The organism is Lysinibacillus sp. NPDC097214 (genome assembly GCF_050277945.1).
GTDB lineage: Bacteria > Bacillota > Bacilli > Bacillales_A > Planococcaceae > Lysinibacillus > Lysinibacillus xylanilyticus_B.
Genome location: NZ_JBNNSS010000003.1, coordinates 106,082 through 121,673, shown reverse-complemented (window position 1 = coordinate 121,673; position 15,592 = coordinate 106,082). Strand labels below are relative to the sequence as shown.

At 38.9% G+C, this 15,592-nt stretch carries 13 protein-coding genes; 3 read left to right on the top strand and 10 right to left on the bottom strand.

The genetic code is table 11. The features are described 5' to 3' along the window. Positions 1 to 5: 5 nt before the first annotated feature. Together coxB and cyoE are read right to left on the bottom strand one after the other, a co-directional pair. Positions 6 to 1,094 carry a cytochrome c oxidase subunit II gene (gene coxB / locus ACQKMI_RS07830; RefSeq protein ID WP_323645320.1) on the bottom strand — a complete coding sequence of 363 codons (1,089 nt, stop codon included), beginning with the start codon at positions 1,092 to 1,094 and terminating at the stop codon, positions 6 to 8. A gap of 100 nt (positions 1,095 to 1,194) precedes the next feature. Then, positions 1,195 to 2,112 (bottom strand): heme o synthase, encoded by a 918-nt coding sequence (gene cyoE, locus ACQKMI_RS07825; RefSeq protein ID WP_427488061.1) that lies wholly within the window; start codon positions 2,110 to 2,112, stop codon positions 1,195 to 1,197. A gap of 335 nt (positions 2,113 to 2,447) precedes the next feature. Between cyoE and ACQKMI_RS07820 the strand changes: the two genes are divergently transcribed. Next, positions 2,448 to 3,371: a COX15/CtaA family protein gene (locus tag ACQKMI_RS07820; protein ID WP_427488060.1), complete on the top strand. Its 924-nt coding sequence runs from the start codon at positions 2,448 to 2,450 to the stop codon at positions 3,369 to 3,371. Between the two features lie 625 nt (positions 3,372 to 3,996). On the opposite strand, the gene pyc is transcribed toward ACQKMI_RS07820, so the two are convergent. Genes pyc through ACQKMI_RS07805 form a run of 3 tightly spaced genes read right to left on the bottom strand, consistent with a single transcriptional unit; the run spans position 3,997 to position 8,970 of the window. Next, a complete protein-coding gene (gene pyc, locus ACQKMI_RS07815) occupies positions 3,997 to 7,431 on the bottom strand; it encodes a pyruvate carboxylase (RefSeq protein WP_427488059.1) in 3,435 nt (1,144 codons plus the stop codon). A gap of 12 nt (positions 7,432 to 7,443) precedes the next feature. After that, entirely contained in the window at positions 7,444 to 8,628 is a 1,185-nt protein-coding gene (locus tag ACQKMI_RS07810) for an FtsW/RodA/SpoVE family cell cycle protein (protein ID WP_427488058.1), read from the bottom strand. Positions 8,629 to 8,688: 60 nt separating this feature from the next. Then, the gene (locus tag ACQKMI_RS07805; protein ID WP_427488057.1) at positions 8,689 to 8,970 is read right to left on the bottom strand and encodes a DUF1507 family protein; all 282 of its coding nucleotides are present in this window, start codon (positions 8,968 to 8,970) and stop codon (positions 8,689 to 8,691) included. A gap of 182 nt (positions 8,971 to 9,152) precedes the next feature. Between ACQKMI_RS07805 and ACQKMI_RS07800 the strand changes: the two genes are divergently transcribed. Both ACQKMI_RS07800 and ACQKMI_RS07795 read left to right on the top strand, forming a co-directional pair. Continuing rightward, positions 9,153 to 9,653 (top strand): peptidyl-prolyl cis-trans isomerase, encoded by a 501-nt coding sequence (locus ACQKMI_RS07800; RefSeq protein ID WP_427488056.1) that lies wholly within the window; start codon positions 9,153 to 9,155, stop codon positions 9,651 to 9,653. 11 nt (positions 9,654 to 9,664) lie between these two features. Further along, the gene (locus tag ACQKMI_RS07795) at positions 9,665 to 9,868 is read left to right on the top strand and encodes a YlaI family protein (protein ID WP_079559728.1); all 204 of its coding nucleotides are present in this window, start codon (positions 9,665 to 9,667) and stop codon (positions 9,866 to 9,868) included. 544 nt (positions 9,869 to 10,412) lie between these two features. Here ACQKMI_RS07795 and ACQKMI_RS07790 read toward each other — a convergent pair. The 5 genes from ACQKMI_RS07790 to typA all read right to left on the bottom strand — a co-directional run bounded on the left by ACQKMI_RS07790 (position 10,413) and on the right by typA (position 15,496). Next, positions 10,413 to 11,207 carry an ABC transporter permease gene (locus tag ACQKMI_RS07790; RefSeq protein ID WP_427488055.1) on the bottom strand — a complete coding sequence of 265 codons (795 nt, stop codon included), beginning with the start codon at positions 11,205 to 11,207 and terminating at the stop codon, positions 10,413 to 10,415. Continuing rightward, positions 11,200 to 11,967 (bottom strand): ABC transporter ATP-binding protein, encoded by a 768-nt coding sequence (locus ACQKMI_RS07785; protein ID WP_427488054.1) that lies wholly within the window; start codon positions 11,965 to 11,967, stop codon positions 11,200 to 11,202. The genes ACQKMI_RS07790 and ACQKMI_RS07785 overlap by 8 nt, the downstream gene beginning before the upstream one ends. A gap of 1 nt (position 11,968) precedes the next feature. Next, complete coding sequence (locus ACQKMI_RS07780; RefSeq protein WP_427488053.1) at positions 11,969 to 12,961, bottom strand: ABC transporter substrate-binding protein; 993 nt, start codon at positions 12,959 to 12,961, stop codon at positions 11,969 to 11,971. Positions 12,962 to 13,222: 261 nt separating this feature from the next. Further along, a complete protein-coding gene (locus ACQKMI_RS07775; RefSeq protein WP_427488052.1) occupies positions 13,223 to 13,621 on the bottom strand; it encodes a YlaH-like family protein in 399 nt (132 codons plus the stop codon). A gap of 30 nt (positions 13,622 to 13,651) precedes the next feature. Then, complete coding sequence (gene typA, locus ACQKMI_RS07770) at positions 13,652 to 15,496, bottom strand: translational GTPase TypA (protein ID WP_427488051.1); 1,845 nt, start codon at positions 15,494 to 15,496, stop codon at positions 13,652 to 13,654. Positions 15,497 to 15,592: the final 96 nt, after the last annotated feature.

Sequence of the window (15,592 nt, the reverse complement as noted above, 5' to 3'; positions counted from 1 at the left end):
TAAAATTATTTCTCAACAGATAAGCCCATGATATACGTTGCAAGAGCTTGAATTTCTTCATCAGTTAAGTCGCCATAAATTGGCGCAGTACCGTCTGCATTCATCATCAAGTTACCTGGTTTGAATTTGCCAGGATCCTGAATCCAAGCTTTTAAGTTTTCTTCATTATGTTCTAAGAAACCAGCAACACGGTTACGGTCACCAAAAGCCGTTAAGTTAGGACCTGGTGTACCTGCACCACTTGTACCAGATACAGCATGACAACCCATACAGCTCTTAGCAAATGTTGCTTCCCCAAGATCTGTTGAAGCTTTGTCAGCCTTATTACCATCAGTTGCTTTCATTGAAGCTACCCATGTATCGAATGCATCTGGGCTTAATGCTTTAACTTTGAAGTCCATTAATGCATGTGACGGACCACATAACTCAGCACATTTACCATAGAATACGCCGTCTTTAAGGTCTTTTGATTCTTTATCGAATTCTAGATAGAACTTGTTTAAGTTATCTACGTTCGTATCCATTTTACCGCCTACAGCAGGAATCCAGAATGAGTGCTTTACATCGGCAGCTTTTAAGTTAAAGTAAACTTTTTGACCTGTTGGTACAACTAATTCTTGTGCAGTTACAATACCTTGGTTAGGGTATTCAAACTCCCACCAATATAATTTTGCAGTTACATTTACAGTAAGTGCTGTTTTGTCACCGTTTTCATCTACTTCGTCCATTGCAGCAACATCTGCAAATTTGTAAGTAGCCGTAACAACTGGTACAGCTAAGATTAATAATAAAATAATTGGGATAACTGTCCAAATTATTTCAAGAGTGTGACTTCCTTCTACTTGCTTAGGAATAACGTTTTCGCCAACTTTTGAACGGCGGAATTTTAAGAATGCAAGTAAATAGACAACGGATACTATAATTACAACCAACGTCATAATTCCAGTAGCTAACAGTAATAGATTGAATTGTTCTTTACCAACTTGACCAGACGGTTTCAGTGTAGAAATATAATCTTCACCACAACCAGAAAGGAAAACCATCATCACTGCTAGTAGTGAAAAAAGACGCCATTTTTTAAGCCCTTTCATCATAGCTTAATTAAACCCCTCTTTCTTTGTTGTATTTTCATGTGTACCTAGGACATCAGTTCTGTCTATATGAATTCTTTAAGAAAAGAAAGAATTCCTAAATTTAGCTAAACAACGCAAAAATTATGATGGATACAAATAGTATGGTCATATGATTCAAAGAATAGATAAACATTTTATTTGCCCATTTCATATCATCTTTTGTAGTAAAGCCTTTAAAAGCTAGAATCAACCAGCCCAAGTTCAATGCAGTGGCAAGAATTAAGAAGCCAACCCCAAGCTCTAGTAAAAGGAACGGTAACGGTAATAATAAAAGAATCCAAAATAACATCGAGTACTTAGTTCGTTTAAATCCCTTTACTACAGGTAGCATTGGTATATTAGCTGCACGATATTCCTCAGTGCGTTTCATAGCAAGCGCATAAAAATGCGGTGGCTGCCATGCAAACATGATCAGGAATAAGGCAAGTGCTCCAGGACCTAATGTAGGCTCAACTGCTGCAAACCCAATAACTGGTGGGATTGCCCCCGAAATACTTCCTACAACCGTGTTACTAACATGCTTCCTCTTTGACCACATTGAGTACAGAACAACATAAGCAAATATTCCTACAAGTCCCCACATGCCGGCCGCAAACGAAGCCGCAAATAACAAAATTTCACCTACAAATAAAAATGAGAGGGCAATGGTCAGTACAAAATTCGGCTTAAATCTACCCGTTACTGTCGGTCTTGCCTTCGTTCTTTTCATGATTGGGTCAATATCCTGATCAATAAAGTTATTCATTGCGCCCGAGCCACCTATAATCAATGCTGCACCCAGCATGGTGAACAATATGACATCAAGCTCTTGCAAGAAGTGTCTACTAGTAAATTGAAATGCCAGCCACATCCCTGTAAACGTTGTGACAAGATTCGAGTTAACAATTCCAATTTTTATCAGTGCTAAGAAATCTTTTACAACAGATGTTGATGCTGGTCCACCATTTCTAGTAGCCGTCAGTGCACGACCGTTTGACATGATACCTCTCCTTTCATTTTTGTAAGCATATTCCGCTACCAATTACTATAGCGAAATTTGCGATTGATTTCTAGACATTAAGTGAAATTTAGATGAAGTTGTAAAAATTAGCTTTGTCTAGAAATATATTAAAAACAACATATCTATAGTAAAACATTTTCTAAAATGAATTGTGAAGGTTAGAGTACGAAATTATGAACAATTTGTGAAATGGAATCGACATCTAATACTCCCTACTCTTTACAAGTTGTTTTTTACCTGTATTTTCGATATCATCTATTAGCAGAAACATTACTTTCATGTAATGTTCATAGATAAAGTAGGTGACTCATTTTATGCAACACAACAGGTATATGAAATGGTTTGCTGTTGCCGCTACAGTTGGAATGCTCCTTATTTTACTAGGTGGAGCACTTGTTACCAAAACAGATAGTGGCTTAGGCTGTGGTCGAAACTGGCCTGATTGTAATGGTTCTCTTATTCCAAAAGAAATAACACCAGAAGTCTTAATTGAATTTTCTCACCGTCTTGTAACTGGAGTTGTATCTCTTTCAATTCTAGCGTTAACAGTTTGGACATGGCGTAAACTCGGTCATATTCGTGAAGTAAAATTATTAGGTTTCTTAGCGATGTTTTTCTTAATCGCACAAGCTCTTATTGGAGCAGCTCAAGTGTTGTGGGGACAAGGCGATTTCATATTAGCGCTCCACTTTGGGATTTCTCTTATTTCCTTTGCTGCTGTGCTCCTTCTTTCTATGATTGTATTTGAAGTCGATCGAAAATTTGATGCCGATAACGTTTTTATTGGTAAAAAGTTACGTTGGCATACAATTGCTGTCACAATTTATTCTTATTTAGTCGTTTATACAGGGGCGCTTGTTCGCCATACAGATTCTAGCTTAATATGCCCTGACTGGCCGTTTTGCTATAACGAAACACCATTCGCGCCTTTTAATAATATGTACGAATGGGTGCAAATGGGGCATCGCCTAGCTGTTCTTATCTTTTTCATTTGGATTGCATACATAACTTGGCACGCTGTAAAAGAATATAAAAATCAACGCGTTATTTACTATGGCTGGATTATTGCCTTTGCTATAGTAATTTTACAAGTGATTGCTGGTATGCTAGTAGTCCTAACTAAATTGAATTTAACAGTCGCATTACTTCATTCATTATTTATTTCAATTCTATTTGGTCTACTTTGTTACATGGTAATGCTAGTTGCACGTAGCAATTATAATGAAAAAAACAAATAATAGTAGAAAAAGATTCGCTACATTTTTCAATAGCGAATCTTTTTTATTTGATCCAATGTTTCTACCATTCATTTGTAAAAAAATCAACAAGTTTATTATTACAATATAGCAAATTTTGTTGTTACCTTGGCGTGCTTTCGCTACAGAAAACATTTTCTGAATGAAGATAAAAAAGGCTCATAAGCAAAAAGTTTAAAAATATATGCCCTGTATATTAGTTGATTGGATTGGAGTGGAGGCTGGGCGACTCCTCGGGGATCAGCAATAGAGGAACGAAGGCTAAAACCATCACATCCTGTGATAACGCCTTTGTGACCAACATCGTGTTGGCCCGAGACCCTGGAGCGAGCACGTAGGGGAACGAAGGCTAAGAGCATCACGTCCTGTGATAACGCCTTCGTGACCAACATCCTGTTGCCCCAAGCGGCTCATCGGACGCCCCCAGGAAGCTCTGCTCTGCGCGAAAGCGAAGCGTCAGCGGCAAATGTTTTACCTGTGCGAAAGCGAAGCGTCAGCAACAAAGCGCCCAGCCGTAACGGAAATCAACCACACGTTATGGTGATGAGCCATAAAAAAGGTTATTAGTATGCTATAAAAGCCATCTAATAACCTTCTTTATTAACAATTATTCAATTTCAATTAACAAATCACCTGTTGAAATAGCATCGCCCGCATTAGCGTATACTTCTTTCACGATACCGTCTTTCGGTGCTTGGACGGTTGTTTCCATTTTCATCGCTTCGGTAATTAATAAATGATCCCCACGTTTTACATGGCTTCCTTTCGATACGACTACTTTTAAGACCGTACCAGGCATCGTTGCGCCAATTTGATTTGGATTGCTTGGGTCTGCTTTTAAAGCCAGACTGCCATCTACTTCGACAGTCATATCTTGAATTACTAGTTCACGTGATTGACCGTTTAGCTCAAAGTATATAACACGCGTACCATCGTGCTGCGGTTCTCCAATGGAAACAAGTTTAATGATTAGTGTTTTTCCTTTTTCGATCTCGACTTCGATTTCTTCGCCTAGTTTTAATCCGTAAAGGAATGTTGGCGTATCTAATACCGAAATATTGCCGAAGGAGTTCACTGTTTTTGCATACTCTTCAAACACTTTCGGATACAAAGCAAAAGCTAGCACATCCTGCTTTGTCACGGGACGATTTAATTTTTCCTCTAGTATCGCCTCCAGTTGCCCAAAATTCACAGGCTCTAGTAGCTCGCCAGGACGTACCGTAATTGCTTCACGATCCTTTAACACAACCTTTTGAAGTGCCTCTGGGAAGCCACCATGTGGTTGTCCTAAATAACCTTGGAAGAATTCAATCACAGAATCTGGGAAATCGATTGTTTGCCCTCTAGTTAGTACAGAGTTTTCATCTAAATCATTTTGCACCATAAATAACGCCATATCACCGACTACTTTCGAAGATGGAGTTACTTTGACAATATCGCCAAATAGAAGGTTTACGCGGGAATACATACGCTTCACTTCTTCCCATCTATCCCCAAGGCCTACCGCTTTGGCCTGCTGCTGCAAGTTACTATACTGACCACCTGGCATTTCGTGGACATAAATTTCAGAATGTGGGCTAATCATGCCGCTTTCAAAATCCTTATAATATTTACGCACATCTTCCCAGTAGTACGATAACTTTTCAAGCGCATCGATATCGGCACGAACCTCACGCTTACCGCCCTTCATTGCATAATACAAGGAGTTTGCACTTGGCTGTGATGTTAAACCTGCCATTGAACCAAGCGCCGTATCAATGATATCTACCCCTGCTTCGGCAGCCTTGGCATATAAATAAATACCATTGCCACTAGTATCATGCGTATGCAGATGGATTGGCAGACTTGTCGTCTCTTTCAACTCTGAAATTAAACGATAGGCTGCTTCTGGCTTCAATAATCCTGCCATATCTTTTATCGCTAAAATATGGGCACCTGCTGCCTCTAGCTCTTTTGCCATTTCCTTGTAGTATCGAACTGAATATTTCGCTCTTGATTCATCAAAAATATCTCCTGTGTAACAAATCGCAGCTTCAGCAATTTTACCTGATTGACGTGCTGCATCAATGGCTACTTCCATTCCTTTAATCCAGTTCAAGCTATCGAAAATACGGAATACATCAATGCCTGATGCCGCTGATTCAGCGATAAACTCACGAATTAAATTGTCTGGGTAATTTGTGTAGCCAACTGCATTCGCACCGCGCAATAACATTTGGAATAGCACATTCGGTACTTGTTCACGTAGCTTGGCAAGACGCTCCCATGGGTCTTCTTTTAAGAAACGATATGCCACATCAAACGTCGCGCCTCCCCACATTTCAAGTGAGAAGAAATCATGCATCATGCGTGCTGTTGCATCTGCAATTTCGAACATATCCTGTGAACGCACACGTGTTGCAAGAAGTGATTGGTGCGCATCTCGGAAAGTTGTATCCGTTAATAGCACATCTTTTTGCTCCAGAATCCATTTCACAAGCCCATCTGCTCCTTGGGCATCTAAAATTTGCTTTGTCCCTGCCGGAGGAACGATTAATTTATCGACTTTTGGAATGCTTGGCTGTACAAAAATTGGTTTGGACTTCTTCTCTACACCAGGGAAGCCATTTAGCGTCACATTTCCAATATAGCTTAAGAGCTTTGTCCCACGGTCCTTGCGCTCAGGGAAATTAAATAATTCAGGTGTTGAATCGATAAAGCTTGTATCAAATGCACCCGTTAAAAATTCCTCGTGCGTTACGACATTATTTAAGAATGGAATATTCGTTTTCACCCCACGAATACGGAACTCTTTTAAATTTCGGTCCATTTTTGCTGCGGCTTCTTTAAACGTCATCCCTGTCGTTGAAATTTTAACTAGTAGTGAATCATAGTACGGTGTTACTACAGCCCCTTGGAAGCCATTACCGGCATCTAATCGAACGCCAAAGCCACCGCTTGAACGGTACACCATGAGCTTCCCTGTATCTGGCATAAAATCATTAGCAGGGTCTTCCGTTGTGACACGCGCTTGAATCGCATAGCCGATCATTGGAATATCGGCCTGTTGTGGAATATGGATTTCCTCACTATGCAGACCGTAGCCTGCTGCCACTTTGATTTGGGCGTGCACAATATCAACACCTGTAATCATTTCAGTAATCGTATGCTCTACTTGAATACGAGGGTTGACCTCGATGAAATAAAATTCATTGCCTGCAACTAAAAATTCTACTGTCCCTGCATTTATGTATGAGACATTTTTCATTAATTGAACCGCAGCATCGCAAATTCGGTTTCTTAAATCTTCCGAAATTGAATTAGATGGTGCGATTTCAACAACCTTTTGATGACGACGTTGAATCGAGCAATCACGTTCATATAAATGAATAATATTGCCCTGTTGATCGCCAATAATTTGGACTTCAATATGCTTTGGCTTAATAATAGCCTTTTCTACATAGACCTCATCAGAGCCAAATGCTGCCTTCGCCTCTGATTTTGCACGTTCATAGGAGGAAGCTAGCTCCTCTTTAGTATGAACAAGGCGCATTCCACGACCACCGCCGCCTAGTGCTGCCTTAATCATAATTGGATAGTCATATGCGCTAGCAAAAGCTTCTACCTCTGCTAAATTAGCTACTGGACCATCTGTACCAGGAATAACAGGAATACCTGCAGCAATTGCTTGTTCACGCGCCTTCACCTTATCTCCAAACATATCTAAATGTTGGGAATTCGGCCCAATGAAAACAATCCCCTCTTCTTCACATCGACGTGCAAATTCTACGTTTTCTGATAAAAAGCCATAACCTGGATGAATCGCATCAACATTAGCATCTTTCGCGATCGTTATAATGCCCTCGATATCTAAATAAGCATCAATTGGTTTCTTGCCTGCTCCTACTAAATAGGCCTCATCTGCTTTAAAACGATGGAACGCCCCACTGTCCTCCCGCGAATAAATGGCTACAGTTTGGATATTCAACTCCGTACATGCACGGAAAATACGAATTGCAATTTCTCCTCGATTAGCAACGAGAATTTTGTTGATTGATTCCATTGATATCCCCCTTTATGATTGTGTCTTTCTCCTTTCTATCTTTTCAAACATAGAAACATTGATTAATATTCCCATCGCTAAAGATAGAATAATTATAGATGTCCCGCCATAGCTAATAAAAGGTAGCGTTACACCGGTTAACGGGATTAACCCAGTTACCCCCCCAAGATTGATAAACGTTTGCCAGCCAATCCAGCTCGCAATTCCAGCCGTAATCATACGTGCTAGTGGATCTTTCGTACGCAACGCAATCGAAAATCCTTTATATACAATAAACCCTAAACCACCTAAAACGATAAGAACTCCCCAAATTCCTAGTTCCTCCATAATAATCGCCATAATAAAATCGGTTTGTGGTTCAGGTAAATACCCCAATTTTTGAATTGACTGACCGAGACCTCTTCCTTCTAAACCGCCTCCGCCAATGGCATAATAACTATTGACAACTTGGTGACCACTACCAGTCTCATACTCAAACGGATTAATGTATGATTTAAGACGTCCCAAACGGTTTGTCGTTAACATATTTCCTTTAAACAGCATTAGTATACCAAAGATGACTCCTCCAAACGCTCCTAATACCCCAAAAAACTTCCAAAATGTTTTAAATGGAATGCCACTCGCTGCTACAACACAAACAGCAATTCCACAGAGAATAATACTTGCTCCCAAGTCGGTTTCAAATGCTACACCAGCAACAACAAGAATCCAAAGGAATATAGGATAAAATATTTCCGTTGGTTGTAGCTTTTCAAGCGTATATTTTTGTCCTTTCCGATAAAAAGCTGCCGCAAAATATAAAATGATAAATAGCTTCGCATATTCAGAAGGCTGAAAATTACCAAAACCCGGAACATGTATCCAACTTTGAGAACCTATCCCTGCCTCATCACCATTACCAGCAACTTTTACCCAAGTAAATAGGACAACTAGCACAGCCGTCAGTAACAACATAACTTTTTTGTTCGCATAATGCTTATACGGGAAAAATGCCGCTACTAAAAATCCAAGAAAAGCTACAATTAAATTAATGACTTGCTTGTGATAATAGTAATCTGGTTCTTGTCCTTTTTGTGCAATCGCCACCATCATACTGGAGCTATAAATCATTACTAATCCAAATAAACTTAGTAATAGAACAGTAAAAAACAATGGATAATCAAAATTTTGTGCATAACGTTTTAAGTATTGTTTCATCGGAAAACCTCATTCTAGAAAAAAAACTCAAATCGCAAATTGCGTTTGAGTTTTTTCTTTTTATTTGTCTGTATACGCGTCATGTAGTACAGAAAGTTCTTTCTCGAGTGAATCGAGAATTTCTTTGCCTTTTTCGCGATCAATGAGTCCAAGCTTCACAGCAAATTCAATTTCACGTGAAAGACCGAACATTTGTGTATCTAATACTTCTTCATATAGAGGGCATTGTGGCATTGTTAAATGATCCATTTGTACTCGAATGAGGCGAGCAATTTTATCTGCATCAGCAACTAAAAGCTCCAAAGCCTTCTCTTGAAAAGAAGTTTGTGATTTAGTATCCATGAGGACGCCCCCATTATCTGATATTTCTTCGATTCTATCTTAATAAAGTTTATCTTTTAGTCGTTAAAATTGCAAGTGTCTACATTGGAAAATAGAGAAATCGAATTATATTTCTTTATTATCTCTAGTCATTAGCGTTATACTATTTCATGGATATACAAGATTTAAGGAGGATTTCTATTATGGAAACAATAATTCCTATCAAGGGCGCAGTTACATTCCAATTAACATTAGATCCCACTGTTTGGATTTTCGATGATCGTAAATTAGATTTAAAAACGTACTTCGATACAAAAGAGGCTGAGGAAGATTCGGATATTAAATATATGCGCGAGGTAGGTGCTCACTGGTCACGTGAGATTATGGAAGGAGCTACTTTCCCACCAACATTGAAATCAGAACGAAAATTTGACCGCAAAGGGATGGAAACAGGTACTTTCGGAATCGAATTAAGTCACTTCTTGAAAAATGCTGATATCAAACCTGAAGCAACAACAATCGTCATTGAATGTGAAGATAGCAAAGAATATCCATTTACAATCGAAGAAGCTTATACACTAATTTTAAAATATAGCCAAGATGGGAAGCCATTAATGGAAGATGGTCCTGTTCATGTGCTATTTAGAGACGGTTCAAATGTAGACAACCCTATCAAAAATGTATTAGCTATTCGTGCTGAGTAGGAGGGAATGCAATGCGCGTAAAGTGCGTTATTTGCGATACTATTAACAATTTAGATGATAATTTACCGTTAGCAAAAAAATTACGCAATCGACCAATTCATACGTATATGTGTGAAACATGTCATGACCGTATTGAAGATAATACCGTCGCACGCATTGAAACAGGAAATTTCCGTTTTTATCGTACTTCACCACAGATGGATAAAGAATTTTAACTGCAACTAAAGGAGGTGCCTCATTATTTGAGACACCTCCTTTATGTTGTTTAAAACTATTGTGTCAATTAAATAAAGGTGTCCTATTAAATATAGTATGCTCTTCGGCAAAACGAGGGGTTGATTTCCGTTTCGGCTGGGCGCTTTGTTGCTGTCGCTACGTTAGCACTACGCTTTCGCACAGAGCAAAGCTTCCTGGGGGCGTCCGATGAGCCGCTTCGCTTCGCTGCAGGGTCTCGGGCCAACACGATGTTGGTCACGAAGGCGTTATCACAGGATGTGATGGTTTTAGCCTTCGTTCCTCTATCGCTGATCCCCGAGGAGTCGCCCAGCCTCCACTCCAATCAACCACTTCACATAACATGCGTTTTAACAAAATGATATCCAACTTTTTATTTTTATCGACATCCACCTTCAAAACTTGTCAAAACCTTAAAAAGCGCGAGAAATCAATTTTAGAAACGTTGATTTTTCGCACTTTTCTGATGTGAAATTTTTAAATTTTGCTTTAAAGATATACTTATATCCCAGCCTCTTTAACCGTCTAGCCATTATTTTTTACAATCGCCTTCTCAATCAACTCGACAACTTGATACATAATCGTCGCAAAAAATGCGATGATGAGAAGTGACATAAGCACAAGATTAAAATTAAACACCTGGAAGCCATAAATAATTAAATAACCAAGCCCTTTTGAGGCAACTAAAAATTCACCAACTATGACACCTACCCAAGAAAGTCCTACATTTACTTTCAAAGTAGAAATAATCGTTGGGAAGGAAGCAGGTAAAATAACTTCTCTAAAAGTTTGCCATCTGGTTGCCCCAAAAGTTTGTAATACTTTGCTGTAATTTGGATCAACCCCTTTAAAAGCCGTATAAACTACGATCGTTGTAATAATGATTGAAATCAACGCACCCATCGCGACAATCGAAAAATAACCCGGACCAAGGGCGACTATTAAAATGGGTCCTAAAGCAACTTTCGGCATGGCGTTTAAAATGACTAAATATGGATCAAGTACCTTCGATATCATCGGTGACCACCACAATACAATTGCTATTAATGTACCTATTAGTGTGCCAGCAATAAAGCCAATAATTGTTTCCATTAAAGTAACGCCAACGTGAAGTGTTAACGTACCATCGCTCACTTTTTCTACTAATGTGTGCCAGACACGCGTCGGTGAACTAAAAATTAAACGGTCAATCCATCCAAATCTTGAAAGAAGCTCCCACCCACCGAAAAATACAAGTAAGATGATAAGCTGATATAATCGAACATAGCGCTTTTCTTTTTTTAGCATTTGCTGATACTGTTTAAACATTGTATTATCCAAGACTCTCCAGCTCCTTCCAAATAATTTGGAATATGTCTGAATAAGCCGGATGTTGTCGAACATCAAAAGGTGAAAGCTCTTGTAACTCTGAAGGTATTTCAAATACTTTATGCAATGTACCTGGATTTGCAGAAAATAGAAATACTCGTTCACTCATCGCAATGGCTTCACCAATATCATGTGTCACAAGAATTGCAGTTTTTTGATAGGCCTTTAACGTTTCAACAACTAAATCCTCCAGTTTTAATTTAGACTGATAATCAAGTGCCGAAAATGGTTCATCTAGCAATAAAATTTTAGGGTCCACCGCTAAAGTTCTTGCAAGTGCTACTCGTTGACGCATGCCACCCGATAACTCTCTAGGATAGTTGTTCCCTACATGCGGTAAACCAATTTCTTGCAAAAGTGCATTTGCAGTTACTTTATGAGTTTTACTGCTTCGCTCCATGATTTTCAAACCAATCGTGACATTTTCTTCGATGGTTTTCCAAGGAAATAAATAATCTTGCTGAAGCATGTAACCAATGAGCGACTGATTGTGTGTTGCAGTTTCCTCACCATCGATATATACTTTGCCTTCTGTAGACGAAAATAAACCCGCAATAATTGATAATAACGTTGTTTTCCCACATCCACTCGGTCCTATAAAAGAAACAAACTCACCTTTACGAATATCTAAATTAATATCACGTAAAACTTCCTTTGCCTGCGTTTTCGAAAAATAACTATGGTGAATATTTTCTACTTTTAAAAATTCCATCTTACTCAGCTGCCTTTTTAGCAAAGGTTGTATTCACAAGCTTTTCATAATCCACCCGTTGAGGAAGTTCACCAGCTTCTCCCATAATCGTTTGCAAGTTATCCCATTCCCCCTTATCCAAAATAGGATCTGTAGCATAGGAACCTTGTGATTTATAACGCTCTACCACTGTTTCGATTAATCCAATATCTACATTTTCAAAGTATGGCTGAATAATTTTCGCTATTTCTGCTGCACTCGATTTTTGTACAAAATCCTGTGCTCGCTTCAATGCATTTGTGAAACCTTGAACTGTCTTCGCTTTGTCCTTTAAATAGCTGCTTTTCGCCATAAACGATGTATACGGCAATTGCCCAGATTCAGTACCAAACGAAGCGACAATATAGCCCTTACCTTCTTTTTCAAACATACTTGCTGTTGGTTCAAATAGCTGTACATAGTCCCCCGTTCCAGAAGCGAAGGCCGTAGCAATATTAGCAAAATCAATGTTTTGAATGAGGTTTAAATCATTGGCAGGGTTAATGCCATGCTTTTTCAGTACGAACTCACCAGCCATTTGCGGCATTCCACCTTTACGTTGCCCTAAAAATGTAGAGCCTTTCAATTGATCCCATGAAAAGTTATCCATCTTATTGCGTGCAACTAAAAATGTGCCATCTGTTTGTGTTAGCTGCGCAAAATTTTGAATCGGGTCATTGGTACCTTGGAGCGTTACATATATAGAAGTTTCCGATCCAACTAAGGCGATATCAATTCCATCTGATAGTAACGCAGTCATTGTCTTATCGCCACCCGCAATTGTTTGTAGCTCAACGGAAAGCCCTTCATCCTTGAAGTACCCTTTTTCAAGTGCTACATACTGCGGCGCATAGAAAATCGAGCGCGTCACTTCTCCAACTTTGACTTTTTCAAGCTCCGTTTTATTACATGCTGTCAAAGAAAGGAGTAACAAAGCGACAACACTAAATAGTAAACCTTTTTTAAGCCAACGCATTCCATTTCCTCCTTGATTGATGAAATAAGCCTATCGACATTAACTTATTCACACTAGAAGATTTCGGTGCCAATCAATTTAGGTTTGAGAGACACAATCGATTGAAGATGGGTTCCGTAGCCAATCGTTTATATGTAGATGACTTAAAACGATAAAATTTTTTACTATACCAAATAAAACAGCCTTAGCAAATTAATGCTAAGGCTGTTTTATTATTTAAAAACTCAATACAAGTTTCAAGGTGTAGGAGCCAAGCTACTCTCATTGATTGGCAGCTTGTTGCTCTTCTCTTCTTTCACGCCACATACGTATTTTATATACAATCAAAATTAACGCCGCTACGATGAGACCCTCAATCATAGGTAGGAATAACGCGAAAAATGTCAACATAATACATCCCAGGAATAGGAACACATAAATGATAATATTTTGAGATAGCTTTAACTTCTTTGCAAAGCCTAGTTTATAGACAATTGCAGAAAGTACAAATACAAGAAGAAATACAACGTAGCCTGCAATGTCATGGTTCGGTAAATTTTCATATAAAAATCTTGTTATACCAGCCATTCTCTCATAAACCTTTGTTGTTTCCTCTGTATTTGTTGATGCAGCAACTTGAATAACATTTAGTTCACCCAATAAAGCGGACTTTATATCCAAGACTCCTCTTCCTTTCATGTCAGCGGAAAATTATAGTTCTGCGTTACGTAATTTTTTCGCTGCTTTCTCACGTTCGTTTTTATCTAGAATTTGTTTACGAAGGCGAATAGATTCTGGTGTGATTTCTAAGTACTCGTCATCACCTAAGTATTCAAGCGCTTCTTCTAGTGATAAAATACGTGGCTTTTTAATAACATTCGTTTGGTCTTTGTTTGCTGAACGGATGTTTGTTTTTTGTTTCATTTTTGTGATGTTTACAGTGATATCAGCGTCACGAGTATTTTCTCCAACGATCATACCTTCGTAAATATCTGTACCTGGCTCCAAGAACAGTGTACCACGGTCTTCAATTTGCATCATACCATAAGTTGTTGATTTACCAGTTTCCATTGAAACTAGTACACCTTGGTGACGGCCACCAATTTTTCCTGTTATTAATGGTTGATAGCAATCGAACGTATGGTTGATAATACCGAAACCTTTTGTCATCGACATGAATTCAGTTGTATAACCGATTAATCCACGAGCTGGTACTAAGAACGTTAAACGAACTTGACCACTGCCGTTGTTCACCATATCAAGCATTTCACCTTTACGTGTACCAATTGATTCAATAATTGAACCAACATTTTCTTCAGGCACATCGATTTGAACGCGTTCGAAAGGTTCACATTTCACGCCGTCAATTTCACGCACGATTACTTGTGGTTTTGACACTTGTAATTCGAAGCCTTCACGACGCATGTTTTCGATAAGGATAGATAAGTGAAGCTCCCCACGACCTGAAACTGTCCAAGCATCTGGAGAATCAGTATCTTCAACACGTAAAGATACGTCTGTTTGTAATTGAGCACGTAAACGCTCTTCTACTTTACGAGAAGTAACCCATTTCCCTTCACGACCTGCGAATGGAGAATTGTTTACTAAGAAAGTCATTTGTAAAGTTGGCTCATCAATACGTAATGGCGTTAGCGCTTCTGGGTGCTCAACAGGGCAAACTGTTTCACCAACGTTGATGTCTTCCATACCTGAAACGGCGATTAAGTCACCAGCTTTTGCTGTCTCAACTTCTTCACGTTTTAAGCCGAAGAAACCAAAGATTTTCGTTACACGGAAGTTTTTCACTGTTCCGTCTAACTTCATAAGAGATACTTGTTGACCTACAGAAATTGTTCCGCGGAATACGCGACCAATACCGATACGTCCAACGAAGTCATTATAGTCAAGTAAAGCTACTTGGAATTGTAATGGCTCTTCTGAGTTATCAATTGGTGCTGGAATAGCTTCGATAATTTTCTCAAATAGACATTTCATATCCGCTTCTTGCTTAGATGGATCAGCGTCTAAAGAAGCTGTACCATTTACACCTGAAGCATAGACAACAGGGAAGTCTAATTGATCTTCATCTGCACCTAGTTCAATGAATAATTCAAGTACTTCATCTACTACTTCTAGTGGACGAGCTGAATCTTTGTCTACTTTATTAACAACAACGATTGGTGTTAAACGTTGTTCTAATGCTTTTTTCAACACAAAACGTGTTTGTGGCATACAACCCTCATACGCATCGACAACTAGTACAACGCCATCTACCATTTTTAAAATACGTTCTACCTCACCACCGAAGTCAGCGTGTCCAGGCGTATCAAGGATGTTGATACGAGTTCCTTCATAGTTTACTGCTGTATTTTTAGCTAAAATCGTAATACCACGTTCGCGCTCAATATCGTTAGAGTCCATTGCACGTTCTTCAACACGTTCGTTTGAACGGAATGTACCTGATTGTTTTAGTAATTGGTCGACTAAAGTAGTTTTACCATGGTCAACGTGGGCGATTATTGCGATATTGCGAAGATCTTGACGTAAGTTTGTCATTATTCCACTCCATATTCTTTTTTCGAATGTTTAACTGTGATATTATAGCACAAGAAGGATAGAAATGTCCTTATTAGAATTTTCCTCATTCTAAAA

Bases quoted from the DNA above. Each gene is read 5' to 3' on its own strand.
- ACQKMI_RS07800 (WP_427488056.1), top strand. From the start codon at position 9,153: ATGGAAACAATAATTCCTATCAAGGGCGCAGTTACATTCCAATTAACA.
- ACQKMI_RS07820 (WP_427488060.1), top strand. From the start codon at position 2,448: ATGCAACACAACAGGTATATGAAATGGTTTGCTGTTGCCGCTACAGTT.
- ACQKMI_RS07795 (WP_079559728.1), top strand. From the start codon at position 9,665: ATGCGCGTAAAGTGCGTTATTTGCGATACTATTAACAATTTAGATGAT.
- pyc (WP_427488059.1), bottom strand. From the start codon at position 7,431: ATGGAATCAATCAACAAAATTCTCGTTGCTAATCGAGGAGAAATTGCA.
- ACQKMI_RS07805 (WP_427488057.1), bottom strand. From the start codon at position 8,970: ATGGATACTAAATCACAAACTTCTTTTCAAGAGAAGGCTTTGGAGCTT.
- typA (WP_427488051.1), bottom strand. From the start codon at position 15,496: ATGACAAACTTACGTCAAGATCTTCGCAATATCGCAATAATCGCCCAC.
- coxB (WP_323645320.1), bottom strand. From the start codon at position 1,094: ATGATGAAAGGGCTTAAAAAATGGCGTCTTTTTTCACTACTAGCAGTG.
- ACQKMI_RS07785 (WP_427488054.1), bottom strand. From the start codon at position 11,967: ATGGAATTTTTAAAAGTAGAAAATATTCACCATAGTTATTTTTCGAAA.
- cyoE (WP_427488061.1), bottom strand. From the start codon at position 2,112: ATGTCAAACGGTCGTGCACTGACGGCTACTAGAAATGGTGGACCAGCA.
- ACQKMI_RS07810 (WP_427488058.1), bottom strand. From the start codon at position 8,628: ATGAAACAATACTTAAAACGTTATGCACAAAATTTTGATTATCCATTG.
- ACQKMI_RS07780 (WP_427488053.1), bottom strand. From the start codon at position 12,961: ATGCGTTGGCTTAAAAAAGGTTTACTATTTAGTGTTGTCGCTTTGTTA.